This is a genomic window from Serratia plymuthica (assembly GCF_018336935.1).
GTDB classification, from domain to species: domain Bacteria; phylum Pseudomonadota; class Gammaproteobacteria; order Enterobacterales; family Enterobacteriaceae; genus Serratia; species Serratia plymuthica_B.
In genome coordinates, this window is the sequence record NZ_CP068771.1 from 2,671,480 (window position 1) to 2,692,848 (window position 21,369).

Below are 21,369 nucleotides of genomic sequence, written 5' to 3' on the forward strand. Positions count from 1 at the left end.
CAGTGCGATAGCTTTTCTCTTAAAGCAAAGCGTCTGGCGACGCATTCCGGCTTCTGGTATGGTTAACGGGCTACCTATAACCATATAAATAATAATGAATTAACAGGGGGGTCTACTTGCAGCGACAACCGGTTTCATCTTCAAGAATTATATCAATAGGCTATGATGAGAATGCTCAGATTCTGGAAATCCAGTTTCGCGATGCGGGGACCTACCAATATATCGGGGTTCCCAAGCGAATCTACCAGGATTTTGTCGTGGTGGTTTCAAAAGGCAGATTTTATGACGGCGTCATAAAGGGCAAATATTTGTGCCGTAAAATCGGGTAACCGGCCAGGTTAAATATCAACCCGGCCTGCGCGCCACCGCCGAACGGTGTCGGGGTTAAGATTATTTTTTACTTCGATGCCGGACCCGCTACAGCCGTTTGGCTCGGTGCCAAAACCAATGCCTGCATATCCGCAAACATAGCGTCCCACTCTTGCTGGCCAATATCCATCAGGCCAAAAAACCGCAGCATGAATGCCCCTTCGGTGGCCAGAAAAACCAACCGCGCGCGCCTTCCCTCCTCAGTGGTCAAATCCAGATCGGCGATCCTGCTACGGTACCATTCGCGCGTGCTGTCCAGATGCTCCGGCGTTTGAATCAGCGTCGCCATCAACCCCGCCGCTTTGGCGCTGGACGCCTGATCGGAGCTTCTGGTCGCCTGCATATGCGCGCGCACGGTGGTGGTAGCCGAGGGATTTTCCCCGGCAATCGCGTCGAACAGGGTGTCATACGCCTTGCCCCAGCGTTCAAACATCGCATCAATCAACGCATCTTTACTGCCGAAGCAGTATTGCACCCCGCCTTTGGAGATCCCCATCGCTTTTGCGACGGAATCAATGGTCAACCCGGCGGCCCCCTGGTTGGCGACTATCTCTTCGGCCACATCCAGAACCTTGTCACGATCGATGCTGCGTTGACGTCCCATTGATGGACTCCCCTTTTCAATACGTACGTATGGATATATATTATGACCAGTATACCATCAGTGGAGACTGGGGTTTACCTTCTGGCGGCGCATCCGCGCTGCCCGCATTTTTTGGAATAATATTATGTTCGTAAACAACCGCTGGTTGATCCTGGCATTAATCTCCAGCGCACTATTTCTCATCGTCATCGACATGACGGTGTTATATACCGCCTTGCCACGGCTGACACAGGCGCTGGATGCCAATGCGTCACAAAAGTTATGGATCGTAAACGCTTATCCGCTGGTGGTCGCAGGTTTGTTGCCAGGCGCCGGCATGTTGAGCGACCGCGTCGGTCATAAACGCCTGTTTATGGCCGGATTGCCTGTTTTTGCCGCCGCCTCGCTTTGCGCCGCCTTTTCCCCCTCAGCCGAGTGGTTGATCGCTGCGCGTGCATTTCTCGCCGTGGGTGCCGCAATGATGATGCCGGCAACCCTGTCCATCGTCCGCCATGTTTTTACCGACGAACGCGAGCGCGCATTGGCCATTGGCATTTGGGCCGCGGTCGCCTCCAGCGCCGCCGCGCTGGGCCCCGTAGTCGGCGGGGTGTTGCTGGAGTATTTCTGGTGGGGATCGGTGTTTCTTATCAACGTGCCGGTAGTGATGTTGGTGCTGCCGCTGGCATGGCGACTGATACCGCACTGTGGCGGGAAAAATAAGCGCCCTTACGACATTGTCGGCTCGGTACAGATCATGATCGGTCTGGTGGGCAGCATCTACGCGCTGAAAGAATTGAGCAAAACCGCCCCCTCATTCATCGCGTTAGCGATTGCCGCTGCGATCGGCATTGTCTCTCTGGTCCTTTTTGTACGTCGCCAAAGGCAAGCGCAGTACCCGATGATTGACTTCTCGCTGTTCCAAAACCGGCTATTTTCCGGTGGCGTCGGCGTCGCCTTGCTCTCGATGATAGCGCTGATTGGCGTGGAACTGGTTCTGAGCCAACGCTTGCAATTGGTTCTCGATCTGAGCCCATTGCAGGCCGCGCTATTTATTCTGCCGATCCCGCTGGCTTCCGTACTGGCCGGGCCGCTGACTGGCTTATTCCTGCCCCGCTACGGCGAACGTCGTATGATGCTCGGCAGCTTTATTCTGACCGGTCTTGGGATCGCCGGCCTCGCCCTGTTTTATCAAAGCAGCGTTTTATTGCAATTGATGTGCCTGTGTATCACTGGTTTTGGCGTCGGTGGCGCCATTACCGCCGCATCGACCGCCATCATGTTGAATGCGCCTGAAGAGAAATCCGGCATGGCGGCGTCGATTGAAGACGTCTCCTATGAACTGGGCGGGGTTCTGGGCATTACCTTGCTGGGTGGGTTGATGACGGCCGTCTATAGCCACAGCCTGACGTTGCCCGGCAGTTTGCCGGTAAGCGACATCGCTTATGACAGCATTGATGAAGCTCTGCGCCTGGCCGCCACTCTGGCCGACGAGCGGGCCGAGCAACTGCGACAACTGGCGCGCACGGCTTTCGACCGGGCATTTATCGCGGTACTGATAGCGGCAGCGCTGTTGATGGCGCTAGGGGCAAGCATGGCCAAGTGGGCTTTAGGCAAGAAGTGATAAAGCCCGCTCTCGGGGAGAGTTTGTCGACAGGGGGATACAAGGACGCCCCCATAATATCCCTCGGGCTTAAAACAACTTTTTCGTCAAATCACAGTCCCTGCCGGGACTGTTTTCGTTTTACCAGTCGTAGGCCACCACAAACAGCAATGCGCGCCGGTGCTGGTCATCCAGGCGGCGTCGCACCCGGATAATGTGCCGGTTGCTGCATGATTGGCGCTCCAGCCAGCGATGCCTGCGGCGCTGACTCTGCCGCAGCATCCGCCAGCGGCCCACTTCGTTTCTACTGCGTCTCATCGTTTCGTCACTCGTCCGTCAAATGCCAACGGCGGGCATTATAGCCCTTTCGTCGAGCGATCCAAGTCGCAGTTCGTCGCACTGCCACGTCGCCGAGCGACGCGATGGTCGAATAAAAATGTTTTTTTCGCTTACAGCAAGTGCCTTAAGACAATCATATTTATGCAATATAAGCGCCGAGAAAAGGTTCCCCCTTTACCATTCTGTGCGTACACTCATTGTTGATGGTTTGCGAACAGGATTTTTCGCCTTTATGACAACATTTTATACCGTAATCAGTTGGCTCATGGTATTCGGTTACTGGCTGCTTATCGCCGGGGTCACGCTACGTATTCTGATGAAACGCCGCGCAGTGCCTTCCGCCATGGCCTGGCTGTTGGTTATCTATATTCTGCCGCTATTCGGTATCGTGGCTTATTTGTCTTTCGGCGAATTACATTTAGGCAAACGTCGCGCCGAACGCGCCAAGGCGATGTGGCCCTCGACCGCCCGCTGGCTCAGCGAATTAAAAGAGAGCCAACGGATCTTCGCCACGGAATACAGCGAGGTCGCCAGGCCTTTGTTCCAACTGTGCGATCGTCGCCAGGGCATCGATGGCGTTAAGGGCAACCAACTGCAATTGCTCACCACGACCGACTCAACGATGAAAGCGTTAATCCGCGATATCGAGCTGGCACGCCATAATATTGAGATGGTGTTCTATATCTGGCAACCCGGCGGACTGGTGGATCAGGTCGCCGAATCGCTGATGGCTGCCGCGCGACGCGGCGTGCACTGCCGGCTGATGCTGGATTCTGCCGGCAGCCTGCAGTTTTTCCGTAGCCCTTACCCGGGCATGATGCGCAATGCCGGTATCGAGGTGGTAGAAGCGCTCAAGGTTAACCTGTTCCGCGTATTCCTGCGCCGCATGGATCTGCGTCAGCACCGCAAGGTTATCCTGATCGACAATTACATCGCCTATACCGGCAGCATGAATATGGTCGATCCGCGTTATTTCAAACAGGGTGCCGGCGTCGGCCAGTGGATCGATCTGATGGCGCGTATGGAGGGCCCGGTCGCCAGCACCATGGGTATCGTTTATGCCTGTGACTGGGAAATCGAAACCGGCAAACGCATTCTGCCGCCGCCGCCCGATGTCAATATCATGCCGTTCGAACAGGAAAGCGGCCACACCATTCAGGTCATCGCCTCCGGCCCCGGCTTCCCGGACGAGATGATCCATCAGGCATTGCTGACCGCCGTGTACTCTGCGCGTGAGCAGTTGATCATGACAACGCCCTATTTCGTGCCGAGCGACGATCTGCTGCATGCCATTTGCACCGCCGCGCTGCGTGGCGTGGAAGTCAGCATCATAGTACCGCGTGATAACGACTCAACGATGGTGCGCTGGGCCAGCCGTTCCTTCTTTTCCGAATTGCTCGAAGCCGGCGTACACATCCATCAGTTTGAAGGCGGCCTGCTGCATACCAAGAGCGTGCTGGTCGATGGCCAGCTCAGCCTGGTCGGTACGGTAAATCTGGACATGCGCAGCCTGTGGTTGAACTTCGAAATCACGCTGGTCATCGACGATGACGGCTTCGGCAGCGATCTGGCCTGCGTACAGGATGATTATATCGCCCGTTCGCAGTTGCTGAATGCCCAAGAGTGGCAGAAACGGCCATTCTGGCACCGCATTGTTGAACGCCTGTTCTACTTTTTCAGCCCGCTGCTATAAAAGCCGCGTCGGGCATGGTTTAATAACGTCAGATCATTTTTTATCAGGATTTTTTTATGGATTTGAATAACCGCCTTACCGAAGACGAAACGCTGGAACAGGCTTATGACATCTTTCTGGAATTGGCCGGCGACAATCTGGATCCGGCGGATATTCTGCTGTTCAACCTGCAGTTTGAGGAACGCGGCGGCGCCGAGCTGTATGATCCGGCGGAAGACTGGTCGGAACATGTGGATTTTGACCTGAACCCGGACTTTTTTGCCGAAGTGGTCATTGGCCTCGCGGACAGCGATGGCGAACCGATCAACGACGTGTTTGCCCGCGTCCTGCTCTGCCGTGAGAAAGACCACAAGCTGTGCCACATTTTGTGGAAAGAATAAGCCCCTTGCCTGCATGAAAAAACCCGCCGATCTTGGCGGGTTTTTTGTTACCGGCGCAGCTAACGACGCTGCGACGTGAAACACAACGGGGAATTAAAGAGGATCTACTTTCAGGCACGACACCGCGTGACGGAAACTTCCCTCCAGCAGCGGCCGGGTCTTGGCGCATTCCGGCCCGGCAATCGGGCAGCGGGTGCGGAACACACAGCCTGAAGGCGGGTTGATCGGCGAAGGCAATTCCCCTTCCAGCAGCTGGATCTGCTTTTCCTTCTCCTTGTCCGGATCCGGGATCGGCACCGCCGACATCAGCGCTTTGGTGTAAGGATGTTGCGGGTTGTGGTACACCTCATCGTAGGTTCCCAGTTCCACCGCATGGCCCAGATACATCACCAGCACGCGGTCAGAAATGTGCTTAACGACCGCCAGGTCATGAGCGATGAAGATCAACGACAGCCCCATTTCACGCTGCAGTTGCTGCAACAGATTCACCACCTGCGCCTGAATCGACACGTCCAGTGCGGAGACCGGCTCGTCACAGATCACCAGCTTCGGCTCCAGGATCAGCGCACGCGCAATGCCGATACGCTGGCATTGGCCACCTGAGAACTCATGCGGATAGCGGTTGATCAGGTTTGGCAACAAGCCCACCTTCAGCATCATCGCCTTCACCTTGTCCTTCACTTCCTGACGCGGCATTTTCGGGTAATAGGTGCGCAATGGCTCGGCGATGATTTCGCCGATGGTCATGCGTGGGTTCAGCGAGGCCAGCGGATCCTGGAAAATCATCTGGATATCGCTGCGCGTTTTGCGCCAGTCGGCATCGCTCATGCCGAGCAGATCCTTGCCTAACCAGGCAACGCGCCCACTGGTGGCTTTCACCAGGCCGATAATGGCGCGGGCGAAGGTCGACTTTCCGCAGCCGGACTCGCCAACCACGCCCAGCGTTTCCCCTTCGAACAACCGCAGCGTCACGCCGTCGACCGCCTTCAGGGTTTTCGCCGGCTGCCAGAACCACTGTTTGTCATCATGAATGTCGAAGTGCACTTTCAAATCGGCCACTTCGAGCAGCACTTTCTTGTCGGTTACCGCTGTCATACCAACGCCTCCACCGGTTTAAAACAGGCGCGCAGGCGCCCTTCACCAAACTGCTCCAACGGCGGAGCGCTCGCGCATTGTTCCATCGCGAACTGACAACGCGGCTGGAACGGGCAGCCTTTCGGCAAACGCAGCAGGTTCGGCGGGTTGCCCGGAATGGTCATCAAGGCTTCACCTTCGGCATCCAGACGCGGAACCGCATTCAGCAGACCGATGGAGTAAGGGTGGCTCGGGTGATAGAACACATCACGCGCGCTGCCGTATTCCATCGTGCGCCCGGCATACATTACCAGCACCTTATTACAGATACCGGCCACCACGCCCAGATCGTGGGTGATCATGATGATGGCCGTGTTGAACTCGCGTTTCAGCTCATTCAACAGCGTCATAATCTGCGCCTGAACCGTCACATCCAGAGCGGTGGTCGGTTCGTCGGCAATCAACAGCTTGGGCCGACACAGCAACGCCATGGCGATCATCACGCGCTGGCGCATACCACCGGAGAACTCATGCGGATACATACGCATGCGCTTGCGCGCTTCCGGCATTTTTACCGCATCGAGCATGCGCACCGACTCTTCGAAGGCTTCGCTTTTGCTCATTTTCTTATGCAACATCAGCACTTCCATCAGCTGCTCGCCAACGCGCATATAAGGGTTAAGCGACGTCATCGGATCCTGGAAGATCATCGAAATCTCTTCCGCCCGCAGCTTGTTGAGCTGTTTTTCCGGCAGGTTGAGGATTTCACGGCCGTTAAACTTGGCCGAGCCGCCAATGCGGCCGTTGCTGGCCAGCAGCCCCATCAACGCGAAAGCGGTCTGGGATTTGCCTGAACCGGACTCACCGACGATGCCCAGCGTTTCACCGGCTCGCAGGTCGAAGTTCAGATCGTTCACTGCCGTCACGTCGCCGTCCGGGGTGCCGAAGGTCACGCGCAGGTCTTTTACATCCAGCAACAGCGGCGATTTGGCAGCGGAGCCGGCTTGCAACTGCGGGTTTTCAATGGTGCTCATGATGGCACTCCTTAACGATCTTTCGGGTCGAGGGCGTCACGCAGACCATCGCCGATAAAGTTGAAACAAAACAGAGTGACAACCAGGAAACCCGCCGGGAACAGCAGCAACCACGGTGAAACCTCCATCGAGTTGGCGCCATCGCTGAGCAATGCGCCCCAGCTGCTTAACGGTTCCTGCGTGCCCAGCCCCAGGAAGCTGAGGAAGGATTCGAACAGGATCATGCTCGGCACCAGCAATGAGGCATATACCACCACCACGCCGAGCACGTTAGGCACGATATGGCGCAATACGATATTGCGGGTTGAAACCCCGCACACCAATGCCGCCTCGATAAATTCTTTACGTTTTAAGCTCAGGGTTTGCCCACGCACAATACGTGCCATATCCAGCCACGACACCATGCCGATCGCCACAAAGATCAGCAGGATATTTTGGCCGAAGAAGGTCACCAGCAGGATCACGAAGAACATGAACGGGAAGGAGTTGAGGATCTCCAGCAAGCGCATCATTACCGAGTCGGTCTTGCCGCCCAGGTAACCCGACATCGCGCCGTACAGAGTACCGACAATCACCGCCACCAGCGCCGCAGCCACGCCGACCATCAGCGAGATGCGCCCGCCAATCGCCACGCGCACCAGCAAATCGCGGCCGGAGGAGTCCGTGCCGAAGTAGTGCGCAGATTCAAGACTCGGCGCTGCCGACATCATCGCCCAGTCGGTATCGTCATAGGCGAACTGCGACAACCACGGCGCTACAATCACAAACAGGGTAATCAGCGCCAGTACAAACAGGCTGCTGACCGCCGCACGGTTATGCACAAAGCGGCGGCGAGCATCCTGCCACAGGCTGCGCCCTTCCACTTCCAGCTTTTCGCTGAAGTGTTCCAGAGCTTCGCTGTTCTTTTTCGTCAACATCATTTGCGTGCTCCAGCTTAATAACGAATTTTTGGATCGATAACGGCGTACAGCACGTCCACGATCGCGTTAAACAAAATAGTCAGGCCGCCCACCAGAATGGTCAGGCTCAATACCAAAGAATAGTCACGGTTCAGCGCACCGTTAACGAACAACTGGCCGATACCCGGCAAACCATAAATGGTTTCGATCACCATCGAACCGGTGATGATGCCGACAAAGGCAGGCCCCATATAGGACAGTACCGGCAATAACGCAGGCTTCAAGGCATGACGCAGAATGATGCGGCGCATTGGCAAGCCCTTGGCGCGGGCGGTGCGGATAAAGTTCGAGTGCAGCACTTCAATCATCGATCCGCGCGTGATACGGGCGATACTGGCGATATAGGCCAGCGACAACGCCACCATCGGCAAGATGATAAATTTCGGTGCCCCGCCGTTCCACCCTCCGCCTGGCAGCCATTTCAGCGTGATGGCGAAAATCAATACCAGCAACGGCGCCACCACGAAACTGGGGATAACCACCCCGGTCATGGCAAAGCCCATCACCGTATAATCCCATTTGGTATTTTGATTCAATGCGGCAATGACACCGGCGCTAACCCCCAAAACCACCGCCAGCAAAAATGCGGCCAGGCCCAATTTGGCTGAAACCGGGAAAGAAGCGGCGACCAGATCGTTGACCGAATAATCCTTATATTTGAATGACGGGCCGAAGTCGCCTTGCGCGAGCTGGGCCAGATAGTGGCCATACTGTTTCCAGATAGGATCATTCAAATGGTATTTGGCCTCGATATTGGCCATCACTTCCGGCGGCAACGCACGCTCGCCGGTAAAGGGGCTGCCGGGCGCCAGACGCATCATGAAGAATGAAATGGTGATAAGGATAAATAGTGTCGGGATCGCTTCTAACAAGCGACGAAATATAAATTTTAGCATTGCCCTAACCCTGTGATGCAGCCTGATAACGGCTTATTATTCTCAACATGGGCCGGCGGTTCGCACCGCCGGCGCCTACCGTATCAATGCTTGATGATGTACAGGTTTTTGTCGTACACGTTATCAAGCGGGTCTTGACCGGTGTAACCGCCAACATAAGGTTTCACCAGACGGGCATTCACATAGTAATAAACCGGAACGATGGCGGAGTCTTTATCCAGCTGAACTTCGGCTTTCTGATACAGAGCGGCGCGTTCTTCTTTGGTTTTCGCCGTCAGCACGTTGGCCATCAGCTTGTCGAACTCGGCGCTCTTGTAGTGCGGGGTGTTACTGCTGCTGTCAGACAGCATCATGTTCAGGAACGAGCTAGGCTCGTTGTAGTCCGCACACCAGCCGGCGCGAGCTACATCATAGGTGCCCTGATGACGGGTATCCAGGAAGGTTTTCCACTCCTGGTTCACCAGCTTCACATCCACACCCAGATTTTTCTTCCAGATGGAGGCGGCGGCAATCGCCAGCTTCTTATGCAGATCCGAGGTGTTGTACAGCAGCGAGAAGGTCAGCGGTTTGCCCGGGCCATAGCCCGCGTCTGCCAGCAGTTTCTTCGCCACTTCGTTGCGTTTTTCCTGCGTCCAACCGAACCATTCCGGCGGAGTCAACTTGGCGCCGTCGGTATAAGGCGGCGTGAAGCTGTAGGCAGGCAGGTCGCCCTGGTTTTTCACTTTGTTGGTGATGATGTCGCGGTCCAGGCCCAGTTTCAGCGCTTCACGTACGCGTTCGTCGGTAAACGGCGCTTTCTGGTTATTGATTTCGTAGTAGTAAGTACACAGGTATGGATCTACGTGAACTTCTTTCGGGATCTCTTTTTTCAGCTTCTGGAACAGTTCGATCGGCATGTTGTTATAGGTCATGTCGATTTCGCCGGTGCGGTAGCGGTTAACGTCGGTCACTTCCGACGAAATTGGCAGGAACGTGACTTTATTAATGATGGTTTTCGCGTTGTCCCAATATTCCGGGTTACGTTCCAGTACGATGCGTTCGTTAACAACCCAATCTTTCAGTTTGTAAGCGCCGTTGCTGACGTAGTTGGCTGGCAGAGTCCACTTCTCGCCATACTTCTCTACGGCGTCTTTATACACCGGCTTCATCGCATAGTGCGGAGTCATTTCAACCAGGTAAGGGACCGGCTCGGTCAGGGTCACCTGGAAGGTGTGATCATCAATGGCCTTCACGCCCAGGGTAGATTTATCTTTCTTCCCGGCAATGATGTCATCCACGTTTTCTACGTGGGCGTATTGCAGATAGCTGGCATAAGGGGATGCGGTTTTCGGATCCACCACGCGTTGCCAGCTATACACGAAATCTTGCGCCGTTACCGGTTTGCCGTTCGACCATTTCGCGTCTTTACGCAGGTGGAAGGTCCAGACTTTAAAATCTTTGTTATCCCAGCTTTCCGCCGCCCCCGGCACGATGGAGCCATCCAGGCTGTTGTTGGCCAAACCTTCCATCAAATCGCGTGTGACGTTATTTTCCGGCACGCCTTCGATTTTATGCGGGTCCAGCGACTGTACTTCCGAACCGTTGTTTTTAACGATCTCTTGTTTATCTGCCAGTTGCACACCTGCAGGCACGACAGCAGCAATTGCGCTACCGGTTGCTGTGATGCCCAGCGCGGCAATAATGCCGGCGGCAAGGATGGTTTTCTTCGTGATGTTGGTCATTGATATACTCCAGTTTTTTATTATCACAGACTCATCGTGGAGCCTGCGTTGCCCGTGAGCGGACCTTGTTATACCGTCTGCAGGTGAACGAATACGGCAGGCGGCCTTCCCTGTATTACTCCTCGTTGTTGGCGTGGCGTAATACCCCTTTTACTGCTTGATAATGTACAGATTTTTCACATCGGTATAATCCAGCGGATCTTTACCGGTAAAGCCCCCCACCGACGGCCGGATCAGGCGCGCGCTGACGCGGTAATACACCGGAACCAACGCCGAATCTTTATCCAACTGCGCTTCAGCCTGCTGATAAATGGCGGCGCGCGCAGCCGCATCCGGCACCTTCAGCGTACTGGCCATCAGGGCGTCGAATGCCGGACTCTTGTAAAAGATAGTGTTCATACTGCTATTGGACATCACCAGATTCAGGAAGGCGCTTGGCTCGTTATAATCGCCGCACCAGGTCGCACGCGCCACGTCGTAGTCGCCTTGATGACGGCTTTCCAACGAGGTTTTCCACTCCTGATTGCGCAATGTGACTTCCGCCCCGAGGTTTTTCTTCCACATCGACGCCGCAGCGATCGCCTGCTGTTTGTTTTGATCCGAGGTGTTGTACAACAGCGTGAACTTCAAGGGATTTGCCGCAGTGAAACCGGCTTGCGCCAACAGTTTCTTCGCTTCGGCATTACGCTGCTCCTGGCTCCAGCCCGCCCATTCCGGCGTGGTGAACCTGGCGCCATCGGTAAAGGTTGGGGTGAAGTTGTACGCCGGGATCTGGCCCTGGCCCATGATTTTGTTGGCGATGATGTCGCGATCGAGCGTTAGCTTCACCGCAGTGCGCACCCGGACGTCGGTAAAAGGTGCGCGCTGATTATTGAGTTCGTAATAGAACGTGCACAGGAACGGGTTAACGTGCAGTTGCTCCGGGATTTCTTTTTTCATCTTCACGAACAAATTCGGCGGAATAGCATTGTTGGTGATATCAATTTCACCGCTGCGAAAGCGATTGACGTCGCTGACCTCTGAAACGAGCGGCAAGAAGGTCGCCTGGTCGATGATCGTTTTTTTGTTGTTCCAGTAGCTCGGGCTGCGTTCAAGCACAATACGCTCATTCACCACCCACTCTTTCAGGCGGTAAGCGCCATTGCCGACATAGTTGGCGGGCAACGTCCATTTGTCGCCAAACTTTTCAACTACCGCTCGTTTTACCGGTTTCAGCGAGGTATGGCTCAACATGCTGACAAAGTACGGCACCGGTTCACTCAGTTGAACCTGCAGCGTCTTGTCATCGATAGCCTTGACGCCCAGGGTTTGCGGGCTTTTTTTGCCGGTCAGGATATCGTCGACGTTTTCAATTTTGGCGTATTGCAAATAGCTGGCGTAAGGGGAAGCGATTTTGGGATCGGCCAGACGCTGCCAACTGTAGACAAAGTCCTGCGCGGTAACCGGGGAGCCATCGCTCCACACCGCATCCGGGCGCAGGTGGAAAGTCCAGGTTTTAGAATCCTGATTTTCCCAGGTTGCCGCGGTGGCCGGCACCACATGCCCATTGGCGTCGGTGCTGACCAACCCTTCCAGCAGGTTAAGAATGATATTGCTTTCCGGTGTTCCTTCGACCTTGTGCGGATCCAATGAAGCGACTTCGCTGCCGTTGTTGATCACAATGCTTTGCTGTCGGGCCAATTGCACCCCGGCCGGGACATCGGCCGCCTGTACGGAATAAACGGCGCTGAGACTCAGCATGCCGGCAAAGAACATGGTCAACGGCGTGCGCTTCATTGTTTGCTGCATTAGTCGAGGCTCCTTTTCACCAACAAGCATTGCTTATCGATATTCGTGAAGTATTTATAAGAATTCTAAATAACGGACACCAGCAAGAATCGTTCCCACTTTGACGACGCTTTGCAATTAATTAAGCGTATAAAGTTGCTCGGAAATTAGCAGAAGCCAAATTCCATAGCCAATAATTTTTACGAAAATGTTAAGCAATTCTCTTTTATTGACCAAAGTTCGATTTACCGCCTCCCCGACAAAGCAACCGGGAACTAATGCAATGTATTGATTTTATTGATAATAATAAAAAAAATCATTGCCTGAGCTCCGCAAGACAGACCGGCGAGCACAGCAAAGAAACATTCAGTTAACAAAGGGGCGATTCAAAGAACAAACACCTGCTTATACGCGGTTAATCACTAATAACACCTGAATGAAAGCGAGACAAGCCCTACAGAATGATGTGACTAAATTAACAGCAGATTTGACGTTAGGGAGGCTATAAAGGGCAAAAAAGGGGCAAGATAAGGGTTAAAAATAACGCTTAGAGCTTTTATTGAACAGTAAAGTGAGATTTATGCCACATAGTGGTGCAAGTGAAGAAAATTCATTCATATTGCGCACTATATTAATGCGGGCTAATAATTAATTTTAATTTTTAAAATTAATTTGAGTCGCGAATTATCCTATTCGCGACTCACTGACCTGATTACAGCAGCCCCGGGAATATGGCTTTAATACCGGTAACAATAAACTCGATACCCAATGCCATTAGCAGCAACCCCATAATACGGGTGATAACGTTGATGCCGGTTTGCCCCAGCAGACGCACCAGCAAAGGCGCGGCGCGGAACAGCAACCAACAGCAGAAGGCAAACACCGCAATCGCCAGGCTAAAACCCAGCAGGTTTTGCCAGTTATGGTAGCGAGAACTCCAGACTATTGTAGAACTGATCGCACCCGGCCCCGCCATCAGCGGCAGCGCCAATGGCACTACACCAATGCTTTCACGGATCGCGCTCTCTGATTTTTCCTGTTTGTTCTGTTTGTCTTCACCCAGCTTGCCGCTGATCATCGACATGGCGATGGTCACCACCAGAATGCCGCCGGCAATGCGGAACGAATCAATGGAGATGCCGAACATGCGCAAAATCCCCTCCCCCAGAAACAACGAGGTCCACAGGATAATGGCGACCGACAGGTTGGCGGTCATGTTCGTTTTATTGCGCCCGGCCGCTGCCTGGTAGCTGGTCATGCTGATAAACACCGGCAAAATGCCCACCGGGTTCACCAACGCAAACAGGCCGACAAAAAATTTAATGTAGCCGGAAAAATCCAACAGAGATTGGCCCACAAATGACTCCGCTTAAATAGCCCTGAAAAGTGATACTGCCTACGCGCGCTAATGTAATGGAATTACCACGGGTAATCCATTGGCCGAATGCAGCATTTTTATCCTTTAAGAACAAATAATCCGAAATAATTCGCTATTGTTAAATCAATGTACGGTTTATGATTTTTTATGTTTAAAAAATGCATCTACCACAGAGTTATCAAGAAAAATTCTCAACAACATGAGCTGAATGGTGTCAGCTTGCACTTTTCATGATTTAAATCACAAAACCGCTAATCAAGAGTAGTTAAGCTCTTAGTCGTAGTCAGGGAGTAGAACAGATTAAGGAAAAAGAGGTATCTCTGTTCAGCCCGCCGCTTCTCCCCGGAAGCCGTGGGAAAGCTCTTTAAGCAAATCAGCAGCATGCGTTGTATAGAATGGAAAGTCCTTGTTTTTAAGCGGCATTTTCCACTTAGACGTCTATACTAGTTGCTCGCACGGCTTATTTACTGAAAGAGTTTAACATTATCAGGAGAGCATTATGGCTGTAACGAATGTCGCTGAACTGAACGAGCTAGTTGCACGTGTCAAAAAAGCCCAGCGCGAATATGCCAACTTCACTCAAGAGCAAGTTGATAAAATCTTCCGCGCTGCTGCCCTCGCCGCTGCCGATGCCCGTATTCCTCTGGCTAAAATGGCCGTTGCTGAATCCGGTATGGGTATCGTTGAAGATAAAGTGATCAAAAACCACTTCGCTTCAGAGTATATCTACAACGCGTATAAAGATGAAAAAACCTGCGGTATCCTGTCCGAAGACGATACCTTTGGCACGATCACCATCGCCGAGCCTATCGGCTTGATTTGCGGTATCGTCCCGACCACCAACCCAACTTCTACGGCTATTTTCAAAGCGTTGATCAGCCTGAAAACCCGTAACGGCATTATCTTCTCTCCGCACCCACGTGCGAAAAATGCCACCAATAAAGCCGCGGATATCGTGCTGCAAGCAGCGATTGCCGCCGGGGCACCAAAAGACATCGTCGGCTGGATTGACCAGCCTACCGTTGAACTGTCCAACCAGTTAATGCACCACCCGGACATCAACCTGATCCTCGCGACCGGCGGCCCAGGCATGGTGAAAGCCGCCTACAGCTCCGGCAAGCCTGCCATCGGCGTCGGTGCCGGTAACACCCCGGTCGTGGTCGACGAAACAGCGGATATCAAACGCGTTGTTGCTTCGATCCTGATGTCGAAAACCTTCGACAGCGGTGTCATTTGCGCCTCCGAGCAGTCCGTCATCGTTGTAGACTCCATCTACGATGCAGTGCGCGAACGTTTCGCTTCTCACGGCGGCTACCTGCTGCAAGGCAAAGAGCTGAAGGCGGTCCAGGACATCATTCTGAAAAACGGCGGCCTGAACGCGGCCATCGTTGGCCAGTCTGCGCCGAAAATCGCCGAAATGGCCGGCATTAAAGTGCCTGCAAGCACCAAGGTGCTGATCGGTGAAGTGAAACTGGTTGATGAATCCGAACCTTTCGCTCACGAAAAGCTGTCTCCGACGCTGGCAATGTATCGTGCCAAAGACTTTGAAGACGCCGTCAGCAAAGCCGAAAAACTGGTCGCCATGGGCGGTATCGGCCACACGTCCTGTCTGTACACCGACCAGGATAACCAGCCGGAACGCGTTGCTTTCTTCGGCGACAAGATGAAAACCGCACGTATCCTGATCAACACCCCGGCGTCTCAGGGTGGTATCGGTGACCTGTACAACTTTAAACTCGCTCCGTCACTGACGCTGGGCTGCGGTTCCTGGGGTGGTAACTCCATCTCTGAAAACGTCGGTCCAAAACACTTGATCAACAAGAAAACTGTAGCGAAGCGAGCAGAAAACATGTTGTGGCATAAACTTCCGAAATCAATCTACTTCCGCCGTGGCTCATTGCCTATCGCGCTGGAAGAAGTAGCGACCGACGGGGCAAAACGCGCCTTCATTGTGACCGACCGCTACCTGTTCAACAACGGCTATGCAGACCAGATCACCACGGTTCTGAAATCGCACGGCCTTGAAACAGAAGTGTTCTTTGAGGTAGAAGCTGACCCAACGCTGTCCATCGTGCGTAAAGGCGCCGAGCAGATGAACTCCTTCAAACCAGACGTGATCATCGCGCTGGGCGGCGGTTCACCGATGGATGCTGCGAAGATCATGTGGGTGTTGTACGAGCATCCGGAAACTCATTTCGAAGACCTGGCGCTGCGCTTTATGGATATCCGTAAACGTATCTACAAGTTCCCGAAAATGGGCGTCAAAGCGAAAATGATTGCCGTCACCACCACCTCAGGCACCGGTTCTGAAGTCACGCCGTTTGCGGTAGTGACCGACGATGCGACCGGCCAGAAATACCCGCTGGCTGACTACGCATTGACGCCGGATATGGCGATCGTTGACGCCAATTTGGTGATGAACATGCCGAAATCGCTGTGTGCCTTCGGCGGCCTGGATGCGGTTACCCACGCGCTGGAAGCTTACGTTTCGGTACTGGCGAACGAATACTCTGACGGCCAGGCGCTGCAAGCGCTGAAATTGCTGAAAGAATATCTGCCAGCCAGCTACAAAGACGGCGCCAAGAACCCGGTAGCCCGTGAGCGCGTGCATAACGCCGCGACCATTGCCGGTATCGCGTTTGCCAACGCCTTCCTGGGGGTTTGCCACTCCATGGCCCACAAACTGGGCTCCGAGTTCCACATCCCGCACGGTCTGGCCAACGCCATGTTGATCTCCAACGTCATTCGCTATAACGCGAACGACAATCCGACCAAGCAGACGGCCTTCAGCCAGTACGACCGCCCACAGGCACGTCGTCGCTACGCTGAGATCGCCGACCACCTCGGCCTGAGCGCACCGGGCGACCGTACCGCGCAAAAAATCGAGAAACTGCTGGTGTGGCTCGATGAGATCAAAACCGAGCTGGGCATCCCTGCTTCCATCCGTGAAGCCGGCGTACAGGAAGCCGATTTCCTGGCGAAGGTCGACAAACTGTCCGAAGACGCTTTTGACGACCAGTGTACCGGCGCCAACCCGCGTTATCCGCTGATTGCAGAACTGAAGCAAATCATGCTGGATACCTTCTACGGCCGTAAGTTCAGCGAAGCGGATGATGAAGAAGTTGTGGTTGCACCGGTTGCGGCCAAAACGGAAAAAAAGTCCAAAAAATAACGGTTCATTGAGCCGACAAAAAAACCGCCGAAAGGCGGTTTTTTTATGCCGAGGGATAATCTACTCGGTCTCTCGGCTCAATAGTGCCAAAACGCCCCACAAAGCACGTTACGCTGCCCGGAGGCTCACTCCGGCGCCTGTATGGCTTCCTTGTAATGTTTGCGGCAAACGGACACATAGCTCTCGTTACCGCCTATCACTACCTGTTCACCGGCATGCATTGCCCGGCCGCTTTCATCCAGCCTTAGCACCATATTCGCCTTGCGACCGCAATGGCAGATGGTTTTCAACTCCACCAGCTTATCCGCCCAGGCCAGTAAATATTGGCTGCCTATGAACAACTCACCCAGGAAGTCGGTGCGCAGCCCATAGCACAAGACCGGAATATCCAGTTGGTCAACTACGTCGCACAATTGCTCAACCTGCGCTTTCGTCAAGAATTGGCTTTCATCCAATAATACGCAGTGTACCGGCTGCTGCTGATGTTCCTGAGCAATCATGGTATAGAGCATGGAATCATTATTATAGAGCTGCGCCTGGGACGACAACCCGATGCGCGAACTCACCTTACCGACGCCAAAACGGTGATCGATTTCAGCAGTAAACACCAGCGTGCGCATACCACGTTCTTGATAATTATATGAAGATTGTAACAGCGCGGTGGATTTTCCTGCATTCATAGCAGAATAATAAAAATAAAGTTGAGCCATGGGCCCGTAACTCCAATGGTATAAGAAATATTCAGACGTTGATTCAAACGCCAAGTGTACCATAACCCGCCGGCCTGCTCATGCTCTCGGATCAATATCCCGGCAAAGGTAATAGCAGGCTTTCAAATGAAACATTTCGTCCTGACCCCGCCCCCTTTTACATCTATTTACAGGATAATCTTTGCCTGCCATCACTATTAATTATCGCTAATGATTTGCCCTCAGCATTAATGGTTAAGCGGGTGGAGAGAAGCCGCCACACCATCGCCTCCCTGTTACAGGTTCAAATCTATTAGCTCCCTCCAGGGCGAGGCCGAGAAATTTAATGACATAAAACAGGCAAACGCACAGTTCTTGACGTTATCTTTACCTGCATACCCCCATTGTTTACAATGTTTGCAGACTAAAACGCGTGATTGAGCCCACAGAATTCATCGTAATATTGATATAAAACACAATTATAACTTAGCCATAAATGCCTTTCAGCCCCGCCAAACATAGTGCGGCTGTTGAAAATTTGACTTAAAAATGGAGGTTGTAATACTTAACATCCCTGCCTATATTAGTCGGACTGATCTGATTAATCGTTTTTTTAAAGACAAATTTGAGTACTCCTTTCAATTTGGCTATTGCAGAAAAGAAAAGAGCACTCTATTATTATCCAGACGCCCCCCACCAATATAATTTGAGACTAGGACAATGAGCGAAGCATTAAAGATTTTGAACAACATCCGTACTCTACGCGCACAGGCAAGAGAATGCAGCCTGGAAACGCTGGAAGAGATGCTTGAAAAACTGGAAGTTGTTGTGAACGAACGTCGCGAAGAAGACAGCCAGGCTCAAGCAGAAGTGGAAGAACGCACTCGTAAATTGCAGCAATATCGTGAAATGCTGATTGCTGACGGTATTGACCCAAATGAACTGCTGCAAACTATGGCTGCAACTAAAGCTGCAGGTAAAGCTAAACGTGCAGCACGTCCAGCCAAATACCAATATAAAGACGAAAACGGCGAACTGAAAACCTGGACCGGCCAAGGCCGTACCCCAGCGGTGATTAAGAAAGCTATCGAAGAGCAAGGTAAATCTCTGGACGATTTCCTGCTGTAATAGCGTTTCGCTGTATGTAAAAAAGGCTTCCTCGGGGAGCCTTTTTTGTTATGTGTATTTTCTGCCCCCCCGTTCCGCAGCTTAGCTTTTAGGCAAATATCCGATACTCGCCATACCCCTCAGGCTTCTTATCCCGATAACTACTGGGCACCCAGGCGTTTTTCAAGCCATAAAAAAAGGGGCCATAGCCCCCTTTATTACATTGCCCAGTTGTTCAATTACTGAACTTTATAAAATGTCTTGTACCACTCGACAAAGCGTTTCACGCCCTCTTCAACGCCGGTTTTCGGTTTGAAACCGATGACACGATAAAGATCGGCGGTATCGGCACTGGTATCTAAAACGTCGCCAGGTTGCATCGGCAGCATATTCTTGCGTGCCTCAATCCCTAATGCCCGCTCCAGCGCGTGAATATATTCCATCAGCTTCACCGGGCTGCTATTGCCGATATTATAGACATGGTATGGTGCAGAACTGCTCGCCAGTGAGCCCTGCTCGACCGTCCATGCCGCATCAGCCTGAGGAATAACCGCCTGCAACCGCACAATAGACTCAGCAATGTCGTCAATGTAGGTAAAGTCACGGTGCATCTCACCGTGGTTATATACATCGATACTTTCACCCGCCAATATGGCCTTGGTAAATTTAAACAATGCCATATCCGGGCGGCCCCACGGGCCATATACGGTAAAGAAGCGCAGACCTGTGGTCGGAATACCATATAAATGGGAATAGCTGTGCGACATCAGCTCATTGGCTTTTTTGGTAGCCGCATACAATGACACCGGATGATCAACAGAGTCCTCTGTCGAAAATGGCAGTTTGCTGTTCAGGCCGTATACCGAACTGGAAGAGGCATATAACAGATGCTCAACTTTATTGTAGCGACACCCTTCCAGCACGTTTAAATGCCCAATGAGATTGGCATCCGCGTAGGCCAGAGGATTTTCCAGCGAATAACGCACGCCCGCCTGTGCTCCAAGATGAATCACCCGTTGAAACTTTTGCTCTGCAAACAGCTTCGCCATACCTTCGCGATCGGCCAGATCTAACTTAATAAACTCAAAGTCGGATTTATCTGAAAGCAACTCAAGGCGGGCCATTTTCAGACCCACATCGTAATACTCATTCAGGTTGTCGATACCGACAACCTGATGCCCGGCAGCCAACAAACGCTCAGCAACGTGATAGCCAATAAATCCTGCAGCGCCTGTAACCAGGAATTTCATGTTAACCCCTTAGATCACCGGCTGAATGGACGCGCCACGGCCAATTGCATAATACGTAAAGCCACGGCTTTCCAGACGTTCCGGATCAAACAGGTTGCGGCCATCAAAGATTACCGGCTGTTTCAGAGAACCTTTAATCACATCGAAGTCTGGCGCACGGAAGTTCTGCCATTCGGTACAGATAACCAGAGCGTCAGCCCCCTGCAGCGCAGCCTCTTTGGTGTCTACCAGCTTCAGGTCTTCACGCTGACCATAGATGCGTTGAACTTCGTTCATGGCTTCTGGGTCGAAGGCCTGAACGATAGCACCCGCTTCCCACAGTTGCTCCATCAGTACACGGCTGGATGCCTCACGCATGTCGTCGGTATTCGGTTTGAATGCCAGCCCCCACAATGCGAAGGTTTTGCCTTTCAGATCCTCACCAAAGTGATGTTTGATAAATTTGGTCAGCTTATATTTTTGCTGATAGTTAACCTGCTCTACCGCCTGCAGCAGTTTTGGCTGGTAACCAATATGCTCCGCGGTGCGGATCAGCGCTTGAACGTCTTTCGGGAAACAGGAACCGCCATAGCCACAGCCAGGGTAGATGAAGTGGTAACCGATACGTGAGTCAGAACCGATCCCCTGACGTACTTTCTCAATATCCGCTCCCAGCATTTCAGCCAGGTTAGACATTTCGTTCATAAAGCTGATCTTGGTCGCCAGCATGCAGTTGGCGGCATATTTGGTCAGCTCGGCGCTGCGGATATCCATCATGATCATGCGATCGTGATTGCGGTTGAACGGCTCGTAAAGCTCACGGATCGGCTCGATAACTTCTTTGTTGTCGGTACCGATAACAATACGCTCCGGACGCATGCAGTCCGCAACCGCCGCGCCTTCTTTCAGGAACTCTGGATTGGAAACCACGTCGAAAGGCACTGTGCTACCGCGTTGCTTCAGGGTTTCTTCCATCACCTGGCGGACTTTATCTGCGGTACCGACCGGAACGGTAGATTTATCGATCACCACTTTGCGATCGGTCATATGTTCCGCGATGGTGCGCGCTACGGCAGTCACGTATTTCAGATCGGCAGAGCCGTCTTCGTCTGGCGGCGTGCCTACAGCAATAAACTGAATGGTGCCGTGTGCAACGCCGGCTTTGGCATCGGTGGTGAAGTGCAAACGTCCCGCTTCAAAGTTCTGTTGCACCAACGGCGTGAGGCCGGGTTCAAAAATAGGGATATTCCCTTTTTTCAGGTTTTCGACTTTACGCTCGTCAACATCAATACACATAACGTCATGACCGACTTCGGCCAGTACCGCAGCCTGCACCAGGCCAACATAGCCAATACCAAAAACTGTTACTTTCATGGGAA

18 protein-coding genes are annotated in these 21,369 nt (G+C 52.9%); 6 read left to right on the forward strand and 12 right to left on the reverse strand.

Features of this window, described 5'->3' with window-relative positions:
• The first annotated feature begins 116 nt into the window (after positions 1–116).
• A complete protein-coding gene (locus tag JK621_RS12355) occupies positions 117–329 on the forward strand; it encodes a KTSC domain-containing protein (RefSeq protein WP_212560053.1) in 213 nt (70 codons plus the stop codon).
• Positions 330–397: 68 nt separating this feature from the next.
• Here JK621_RS12355 and JK621_RS12360 read toward each other — a convergent pair whose 3' ends face one another.
• Positions 398–973 (reverse strand): TetR/AcrR family transcriptional regulator, encoded by a 576-nt coding sequence (locus tag JK621_RS12360; RefSeq protein ID WP_212560054.1) that lies wholly within the window; start codon positions 971–973, stop codon positions 398–400.
• A 124-nt stretch (positions 974–1,097) separates the two neighbouring features.
• Here JK621_RS12360 and JK621_RS12365 point away from each other — a divergent pair, with 124 nt between their 5' ends.
• Entirely contained in the window at positions 1,098–2,573 is a 1,476-nt protein-coding gene (locus JK621_RS12365) for an MFS transporter (protein ID WP_212560055.1), read from the forward strand.
• A gap of 120 nt (positions 2,574–2,693) precedes the next feature.
• Here JK621_RS12365 and JK621_RS12370 read toward each other — a convergent pair whose 3' ends face one another.
• Entirely contained in the window at positions 2,694–2,870 is a 177-nt protein-coding gene (locus tag JK621_RS12370; protein WP_212560056.1) for a YciY family protein, read from the reverse strand.
• 253 nt (positions 2,871–3,123) lie between these two features.
• On the opposite strand from JK621_RS12370, the gene cls reads away from it, so the two are divergent.
• Both cls and JK621_RS12380 read left to right on the forward strand, forming a co-directional pair.
• Positions 3,124–4,584: a cardiolipin synthase gene (cls, locus tag JK621_RS12375; protein ID WP_212560057.1), complete on the forward strand. Its 1,461-nt coding sequence runs from the start codon at positions 3,124–3,126 to the stop codon at positions 4,582–4,584.
• A 56-nt stretch (positions 4,585–4,640) separates the two neighbouring features.
• Positions 4,641–4,964 (forward strand): HI1450 family dsDNA-mimic protein, encoded by a 324-nt coding sequence (locus JK621_RS12380; RefSeq protein WP_004945300.1) that lies wholly within the window; start codon positions 4,641–4,643, stop codon positions 4,962–4,964.
• A gap of 93 nt (positions 4,965–5,057) precedes the next feature.
• Here the strand turns inward: JK621_RS12380 and oppF are convergent, their stop codons facing one another.
• From oppF to JK621_RS12415, 7 genes are all read right to left on the reverse strand, one after another.
• Positions 5,058–6,059 (reverse strand): murein tripeptide/oligopeptide ABC transporter ATP binding protein OppF, encoded by a 1,002-nt coding sequence (oppF, locus tag JK621_RS12385; protein WP_212560058.1) that lies wholly within the window; start codon positions 6,057–6,059, stop codon positions 5,058–5,060.
• Positions 6,056–7,072, reverse strand: coding sequence for an ABC transporter ATP-binding protein (locus tag JK621_RS12390; protein ID WP_013813203.1), 1,017 nt, complete (start codon positions 7,070–7,072; stop codon positions 6,056–6,058). The genes oppF and JK621_RS12390 overlap by 4 nt, the downstream gene beginning before the upstream one ends.
• 11 nt (positions 7,073–7,083) lie before the next feature.
• Entirely contained in the window at positions 7,084–7,992 is a 909-nt protein-coding gene (gene oppC / locus JK621_RS12395; RefSeq protein ID WP_006321181.1) for an oligopeptide ABC transporter permease OppC, read from the reverse strand.
• Positions 7,993–8,006: 14 nt separating this feature from the next.
• Positions 8,007–8,927: an oligopeptide ABC transporter permease OppB gene (gene oppB, locus JK621_RS12400; protein WP_004945308.1), complete on the reverse strand. Its 921-nt coding sequence runs from the start codon at positions 8,925–8,927 to the stop codon at positions 8,007–8,009.
• 83 nt (positions 8,928–9,010) lie between these two features.
• Complete coding sequence (gene oppA, locus JK621_RS12405; RefSeq protein WP_212560059.1) at positions 9,011–10,648, reverse strand: oligopeptide ABC transporter substrate-binding protein OppA; 1,638 nt, start codon at positions 10,646–10,648, stop codon at positions 9,011–9,013.
• Between the two features lie 150 nt (positions 10,649–10,798).
• Positions 10,799–12,436, reverse strand: coding sequence for an ABC transporter substrate-binding protein (locus tag JK621_RS12410; RefSeq protein WP_212560060.1), 1,638 nt, complete (start codon positions 12,434–12,436; stop codon positions 10,799–10,801).
• Between the two features lie 691 nt (positions 12,437–13,127).
• Positions 13,128–13,772: a YchE family NAAT transporter gene (locus tag JK621_RS12415; RefSeq protein ID WP_212560061.1), complete on the reverse strand. Its 645-nt coding sequence runs from the start codon at positions 13,770–13,772 to the stop codon at positions 13,128–13,130.
• A gap of 520 nt (positions 13,773–14,292) precedes the next feature.
• On the opposite strand from JK621_RS12415, the gene adhE reads away from it, so the two are divergent.
• Positions 14,293–16,965 (forward strand): bifunctional acetaldehyde-CoA/alcohol dehydrogenase, encoded by a 2,673-nt coding sequence (gene adhE, locus JK621_RS12420; protein WP_212560062.1) that lies wholly within the window; start codon positions 14,293–14,295, stop codon positions 16,963–16,965.
• Positions 16,966–17,090: 125 nt separating this feature from the next.
• Here the strand turns inward: adhE and JK621_RS12425 are convergent, their stop codons facing one another.
• Positions 17,091–17,675, reverse strand: a complete 585-nt coding sequence (locus JK621_RS12425) for a thymidine kinase (protein WP_212560063.1) — start codon at positions 17,673–17,675, stop codon at positions 17,091–17,093.
• A gap of 699 nt (positions 17,676–18,374) precedes the next feature.
• Between JK621_RS12425 and hns the strand changes: the two genes are divergently transcribed.
• Positions 18,375–18,782: a histone-like nucleoid-structuring protein H-NS gene (gene hns, locus JK621_RS12430; protein WP_006321188.1), complete on the forward strand. Its 408-nt coding sequence runs from the start codon at positions 18,375–18,377 to the stop codon at positions 18,780–18,782.
• A 218-nt stretch (positions 18,783–19,000) separates the two neighbouring features.
• Here the strand turns inward: hns and JK621_RS12435 are convergent, their stop codons facing one another.
• Complete coding sequence (locus tag JK621_RS12435) at positions 19,001–20,011, reverse strand: NAD-dependent epimerase (RefSeq protein WP_212560064.1); 1,011 nt, start codon at positions 20,009–20,011, stop codon at positions 19,001–19,003.
• Positions 20,012–20,020: 9 nt separating this feature from the next.
• Positions 20,021–21,364 (reverse strand): UDP-glucose dehydrogenase family protein, encoded by a 1,344-nt coding sequence (locus JK621_RS12440; RefSeq protein WP_212560065.1) that lies wholly within the window; start codon positions 21,362–21,364, stop codon positions 20,021–20,023.
• Between the last annotated feature and the right edge of the window lie 5 nt (positions 21,365–21,369).